Origin of the sequence: uncultured Ligilactobacillus sp. (assembly GCF_948826705.1) — a bacterium.
Classification (GTDB): domain Bacteria; phylum Bacillota; class Bacilli; order Lactobacillales; family Lactobacillaceae; genus Ligilactobacillus.
On record NZ_CAQLEL010000021.1, the window covers coordinates 1 to 5,207 of the forward strand.

General features: G+C 35.4%; 4 protein-coding genes. 2 read left to right on the forward strand and 2 right to left on the reverse strand.

What is annotated here, in order from left to right; all coding sequences use genetic code 11:
- Nucleotides 1–151 precede the first annotated feature (151 nt).
- Complete coding sequence (gene truB / locus Q9Q35_RS01340; protein WP_370648869.1) at nucleotides 152–1,000, reverse strand: tRNA pseudouridine(55) synthase TruB; 849 nt, start codon at nucleotides 998–1,000, stop codon at nucleotides 152–154.
- A gap of 199 nt (nucleotides 1,001–1,199) precedes the next feature.
- Between truB and Q9Q35_RS01345 the strand changes: the two genes are divergently transcribed.
- Nucleotides 1,200–1,721: a hypothetical protein gene (locus tag Q9Q35_RS01345; RefSeq protein WP_304651802.1), complete on the forward strand. Its 522-nt coding sequence runs from the start codon at nucleotides 1,200–1,202 to the stop codon at nucleotides 1,719–1,721.
- A 63-nt stretch (nucleotides 1,722–1,784) separates the two neighbouring features.
- Here the strand turns inward: Q9Q35_RS01345 and Q9Q35_RS01350 are convergent, their stop codons facing one another.
- Nucleotides 1,785–2,654, reverse strand: coding sequence for a YitT family protein (locus Q9Q35_RS01350; protein ID WP_304651803.1), 870 nt, complete (start codon nucleotides 2,652–2,654; stop codon nucleotides 1,785–1,787).
- Nucleotides 2,655–2,964: 310 nt separating this feature from the next.
- On the opposite strand from Q9Q35_RS01350, the gene Q9Q35_RS01355 reads away from it, so the two are divergent.
- Nucleotides 2,965–5,207, forward strand: a 2,243-nt coding sequence (locus tag Q9Q35_RS01355; protein ID WP_304651804.1) for a YSIRK-type signal peptide-containing protein, incomplete at its 3' end; no start/stop codon positions are given.

The window sequence follows — 5,207 nt, forward strand, 5'->3', positions numbered from 1 at the left end:
AGTCCCGACAGCCCTTTGAGGCGGGGGAATACCCGTGAGCTTGGAGGGCGAAATGGAAAAAATAAAATATATTACTTTCTGGGAGCGGATTTAATAGTTCTAGATTAATTTTATTTATACTATTTATATTCTAATACTTAAATAATATTTACTATTTTAATATAATATCTCTTTTTATTTTTCTATTTTTAACTATTCCAGTTCCTAAATATTTATTAGTATATATGTTGTATATTCCATCTTCTTTATCTACTGATATTTGTACTCCATTTAGAAATTTTTCTAGTTGTTTTTCATTTAAGTTTATATTTGGTAAATTACTTAATAAATTTTCCATTGCTATTATTTTTTGTTCTTTACTATTTTCTAGTTCTTCTAAAGTAATTGCATCTTCTATTTTAAATCTTCCAACTTTAGTTCTATTTAATTCCTTCATATAACCTATTGTATTTAGTTTTTTAGCTATATCCTCGCATAAACTTCTTATATATGTACCTTTTGAGCAAATTACTTTAAACTGTATCTCGCTTTCTTTATCATTAAAATTGATTAAATTAATTCTATATATTTCTATGTTTCTTGGTTTTATTTCTACTTTTTCACCATTTCTTGCATATTCATATAGCTTTTTTCCATTTACTTTTATTGCAGAATACATTGGCGGATATTGTTCTTGCTTTCCTTCAAAACTTTTTAGTGTTTCTTCTATTTGTTCTATACTTATATTTTGAACTTGTTTTTCTTCTAAAATATTTCCTTCTATATCTGCTGTATCTGTTTTTATTCCCAATTTTAAAGTAACTTCATATTCTTTATCATGTTCTATTAAGTATTTTGAAAGTTTTGTGCTATCGTTTAAAAGAAGTGGTAATACACCTGTCGCATTAGGGTCTAATGTTCCTGTATGTCCCACTTTTTTTATATTTAGTATTTTTTTTACTTTTGCTACTACATCGTGTGATGTATAGCCTTTTGGTTTGTTTATTATTAGTATTCCGATTCATAGTTCTCCTTTTAAAAGTTAGAAGTTGGAATAGTAGTAATTAGAATTTGTAGAGTAGCCACAGCGGAATGATATATCTTTTTTCGTGCTTTAGCCCAAGAAAAAAGTATATATCATTCGTTGGGCGTCTGTGGCGGATAATTTAACACGTAGGGTGGCGAAGCTAATTTCTTGTTAAAAGGGAGAGAAAATAAATATGAATGATATCACAGTATTAGTTGTAGATGACGAGTCAAGAATGAGAAAACTAGTAAAAGATTTTTTAATACAAAAAGGATATAATACTTTAGAAGCATCAGATGGAGAGGAAGCTTTAAAAATATTTGAAGAAGAGACGCCAGGAACTCCAGAAGGCCCAGGTAACGAAGAAGAGATGCCAGAGGCTCCAGAAGATCCAAGCAATGGCGGAAAAATTCCAGGAGCTTCAGAAGGATCAAATGATGATAAACAAAAAGATCTAAGTGGTTTAGAAAATGGTGAAGAATTTGAAACGGTATATCTATCAAGTAAAAAGAATATGCCAACAAGTTCTCTGAATAGTAGTGGCTCAAGCAAAGATACTACAAGCAGTGGATCGAAAATGCTTAGTGCAAATTCAGAATTACCAGCATTGGGTGAAAAGTCTGTTGATCAAAAAGGTTTAGGCGCATTATTTGCCGCTATTGCATGTGTACCATTGTTCTTTATTACAAAGTCAAAGAGACGCTACGATAAGTAGAAAATATAATAAAAACCATTCGGAACAACTAAATGTTCTGAATGGTTTTTTAGTGTATTGTGATCAAGTTTCAAAAACACGACGATAGTTACCTAATTCAGCATCAGTAGCTTGAGTGCTAAGAAAGGCGTTAGGATCGATGGCTTGAACTAGTTGCTTGAGATAATTTAACTGACCTTTTTGAGCTACGATGATGATAATATCGGTATTTTCACCGGTATAGATCCCAGTTCCTTTAACTAAAGTTGCACCGTGAACAAATTTTTTCAGGGCTTCGATGATCGGTGCTGAGTTCTTGGTAAAGAGTAAAATATTAACGTCTTTTTGAAGTACAAAGACAGAATCCATCAAGTAGCTAGTGATCAACATACCTAATAGGCTGTAAACACTACGACCGAGATCAAAGAATAAAGCAGTTATGATCAAAGTTCCACTATTTAAAAGGTTGCTCAAAAAACCAGCCTTCTTATGGTAGTGCAATTGGATATAGTTGATGATGATGTCAGTTCCACCAGTCGAAAAACCATTGTTAAAACAAAAACCGATCCCGATACCGACTAAGGCTGATCCGACTAGTGTGTTGGTCAATTGGTCGTGTACGATCATTGTTTGTGGCACGATGTGTAAAAAGATGATGTTTGAACCGACCGCTAAGAGTGAGTAGGTAATATATCTTATCCCAAAAACACGCCAAGCAAATAAAAAAAGCGGGACGTTAAATATGATCAAAAGAGTGCTCATGCTGAGTTGGATGTTGAAAGTTGCTAAAATAGCTTGAAGTAGCTGAGCGATCCCGGTCACACCAACAGAGTAGGATTGGGCATTGTTTAAGAATAAATTTATGGCTAGGGCTGAAAGTAAGCCGTAGAAAAGTGCGAAAAAACAATTCCGAAGTTCTTTTTTACGATGTAAAAACGAAAAAAATTTGAACAAAATAAAACCTCCTTTAAATAAGAATTAGCTAATAGGATTATACACCTGTCGAGATACAGTTTTAAACTGAAAAAGTAGCAAATATCATTATATATAGATGATATATTTTAGGGTATTATAAAATTCTAAATTAAATAAAAAATAATTTATATTAGAAGTATTTGTTGTAAAAAAGCGTAAAACAAGAATTATCCATCTTTAAAATAAAAAACACCTATTTAAAAATTAAAAATTATTTAATATTATAGTGTTGAGGTAGTAAATTATCTTATTTCCTTTAAAGAAAATTAAAAATGGAGGTTTTGGTGGAATGCTCTCAAAAAATAATAAAAACCTATATTCTCAAAAAATGGAGCCTAAACAGCAACGTTTTGCGATCAAGAAGTTTACTGTAGGGGTAGCTTCTGTGTTGATCGGGACAACGTTTGCGATTCATGCTGGAAGTGTTTCAGCGGATGAAGCAGTAGCTGAAAATACAGTATCTGAAGTGGTGGAAGATAAAACAGATACTGTAAGTGACAAGGAAGTAACTTTAACAAACACTGATCCAGCTGCAGGTGAAGATAGTACATCTGATACAGTTGCAGAAACAGACAGCACAAGTACCGCAAATACTGATGCTGTAGCCACAAGTCCAGAAAATGCGCAAACCCAAGCGGATGAGGCAAACCCAACAGCAGCTACTACTGAAAATGAAGTAGCTGTGCAAAATACAAAAGAAGCTGAAGCGACAAATACAACGGAAGAAGCTATTGCTCCGGCTCCTGTGCGTACAACAGCATTTAGAGCCGCTACAGACACAACAGATGATACTACAGCTACACCAGGTGATCCTAATACACCTGTTTCAGCGGCACTACAAGAAGAATTAGAAAAGAATGCCGTCTATAGTCCTGGTGTACAAAACGCAAAGAAGAGTTATGCTGGTAAAGCATGGCTTCAAACAACTGGAACAGCGATGAATAGCTTTGGTAGTGGAGATGTTCCAATGGCTGGTGTCAAGGTCTATTTGCAATGGGTAAATGGCAAAGGTCATGTTTCTAAAGTTTACTACACAACTTCTGAAGCTGATGGAACATTTGTTATCAATTTAGATCATCCAGAATTGGAAAATGGTAATGAATTCAAATTAGCAGGTGATCCTAAGTTTGCGATCAGAACATGGGTCACAAATCCTGATCCAGAAAAGTACAATGTTGTAAAGCAAGGTGATGGGATCTATGGTTTCCATACACGTACAAATCGTAACAATGAATCTTGGGACTTTACAGCTGGTGTCAATCGGATCGTTAACTCAATGGTCATCTTCCAAGATAAGGTCGGAGAAGATACTTGGTTGTTCAAACCAGAAGATCAATGGGAAAAATCACCTAACGAAAGTGGCGAATGGCCTGATCAAGGAGCTTACGGAACTGCTAGAGGTACTGTTTGGTTTGAAAACGGAGACTATGCAGGTACTTTAGCTAACCAATGGATCAATGATGGAAACGACGTTAAGGCAACAGGTACAAAGGTCGTTGCTTCATACTTAAATGATGAAGTTACCCGTCAGTTAGATGAATGGAAGAAAAACAATGATGGTTACCAAGTTGATGACATGCGCAAAGCTCAAGCAGAGATCATCAAAGCCTATCAGGAAGCTAATGGTGTAGGCTCACATATTGCTGAAACAGTAGTTGGAGTAGCTAAAGCTGATGGTACCTACTATATCCCATTTAGAGGCCTTTATGGTATTAGCGCTACAAAACAAAATAGTGGTGCCAAGATCTCTTGGACGATCACTGATGAGGAGTATGGAAAGCTTGTAAGTGATGCTGATGTTAGCCATAATAAAGTAATGGTCTGGAATGGAACGATTGGACAAAAACACCGCCATATCAACCAAGATTATATGTATATCGCGCCATTGATCGATAATTACAATGTTTGGAATAATGCTTTTCCATCAAATATTTTCCAAAATCCAGCTGATAAGTTCTTGACTATGGTTCAATCGTCCTACAACATTGGAGCGATCAATTTTGCTATCATGGCACCACAACCGATGATCGATGCTTTAGGGTATGATGCAAGTGGTAAGAACAACGCTTTTGCAGGTGATAAAGTTGAAGCTACGATCGGTGGGCTATTGCCATCACGTGAATATCAAGTTCAATGGTTCAGAGATGGTGTTGCAGTAGGTGATCCAGTGACGATCGTGTCAACAGTGGATGGTACTTTTGCGCCTGCAGATTCTACATCATATACAATTCCAGATGATCTTACAGGTGAAACCAACTTTACAGTAGCTGTTTTTGAACAAGGAACAAATACTAAGAGTTTAGATAACGCATTAGCATTAGATTTATTATTGGCAGCAGTACCAACAGCTGATTCTTATGTGCCTGTTTACAAAGAAGTTGAAGGTACTGTAGGAGAAGAAGCGACAGTTGAAGCACCTACATTTAAAGATAAAGAAACTGACGGCACTGAAGTTCAAATGCCAGAAGGTACTAAATTTGCGACTGCGACAACGGATGAAGAAAAGCAAAAAGCTAAATTACCAGCTGATGC

Excerpts from the sequence above, each read along its gene's own strand:
- Q9Q35_RS01345 (WP_304651802.1), top strand. The coding sequence starts at position 1,200 with ATGAATGATATCACAGTATTAGTTGTAGATGACGAGTCAAGAATGAGA.